Origin of the sequence: Noviherbaspirillum suwonense (assembly GCF_900182955.1) — a bacterium.
In the GTDB taxonomy this organism is placed as follows: Bacteria; Pseudomonadota; Gammaproteobacteria; order Burkholderiales; family Burkholderiaceae_D; genus Noviherbaspirillum_A; species Noviherbaspirillum_A suwonense.
Genome location: NZ_FXUL01000067.1, coordinates 1 through 1,440, shown reverse-complemented (window position 1 = coordinate 1,440; position 1,440 = coordinate 1). Strand labels below are relative to the sequence as shown.

Sequence of the window (1,440 nt, the reverse complement as noted above, 5' to 3'; positions counted from 1 at the left end):
TAGTCGGTGCTGAATAATTCTACTTTTCAATACGCCGGGACCGTGGATCGGCTTGACTTAAGCTTGTTAATGATGAGGCGGATGTTGTGCCCGGCACCGCAAAGCACTGCATGCATGGCATCGCCCAATGACCCTTTAAGCCAATTGCGTCCCAGCTTGCCGTCGTTTTTCATGTGGCCAATGGTCGGTTCAATTGCACTTCGGCGCTTGATCATCGCCTTGAGGCCACGCGTGACGCCGCGTTGCTGGCCTGACTTCCAGATCTGCACTCCGTCGACCTCGACACCACGATAGCCGCGGTCGACAAACGCCATCAACGGTTTGACCTCGGAGAGGATTTCGGCCTGCTCCAACGCCTCCTGGAGCGTATGGCCATCGTAGGGATTGCCCGGCATGGCCCGGGCGCCGACCACGAGACCTTCTTTGAGCGTCGTCACGATCGACACCTTCACGCCAAACTCATAAGGGGTTCGGGCCTTGCCTTTGGCGATGCATTCCACTTCGGGCGCATGCAGCGCATACAACTTGTTCTTGTCCTTGCGCTGCTGCGCCAGGATACGGCCGGTCCGGGCTAGCAGGTCATCGAGCAGTTCGCGCTGCGGCAGGCACACCTGGTCCAACTGCCGTGCGATATCACGGTGGACTCGCCCCACTCGTGAGCGCAGGGTACGCAAGGCTGCACGCATGCGCCGAAACTGTTTGGCATGGGCATAGCGGCCAATCTGCTGCACCAGCCGAGGCGCTTCACGGTTGTAGTTCTGGCGCAGATGCAGACTGCACTGCCGTGCAGCCTTTACCAGGTGTTCACGACTGCGTTCCAGCAGTGCGGAATCGGTTGGATAAGCAATTGCCTTCTCCATGACTGTCGTATCGACAATCACCCGCTGCACACTCGACGGCTTGATCACATTGGCCCGTTTGGCTGCCTCGATGCTTTGCGCCAGCAGTTCCTCCATGCCGACTTCGCCCAAACGATTGCGCCAGCGCGACAGGCTGGACGGGTCGATTGGTGGCTCGGTCTGCAAATGCGTCTCGCCGGTGAATACCTGCCAGTACGGGTTCTCCAGCCAGCCGGCGACGACCTGTTCATCGGAGAGATTGAATGCATGCTGGAGGTACAAGAGACCGGCGACGAGACGTGGCCGCAGAATCGGACGGCCCGGCCCAGGTTGAAATGGCTCGGTGGCGACGCGGTCAATGGCTGCCCAATCGATCATGTCGGCCAGTTCCACGAGAGGATGATGCAAGTCGATATGGTCTCGCAACGGGTAGCCCTGCGTGTTGCTGTGCTGGAAAATACGGCGTTTCCTGCTCATGGAAGCCTCTGCCAAAATTGCAAGGAAATGGCCAGTTATATTGGCTATTCCTGCAAATCCAACACTGACCTATCTCAGCTAAGGCCGCATGGATACTGGGCGCCCGCCATATTTCAGCACCGAC

General features: G+C 58.5%; 1 protein-coding gene. It reads right to left on the bottom strand.

Annotated elements, in window-relative coordinates; genetic code table 11:
- Positions 1-26: 26 nt before the first annotated feature.
- Positions 27-1,316 carry an IS5 family transposase gene (locus tag QOL82_RS29105; RefSeq protein WP_283445818.1) on the bottom strand — a complete coding sequence of 430 codons (1,290 nt, stop codon included), beginning with the start codon at positions 1,314-1,316 and terminating at the stop codon, positions 27-29.
- Positions 1,317-1,440: the final 124 nt, after the last annotated feature.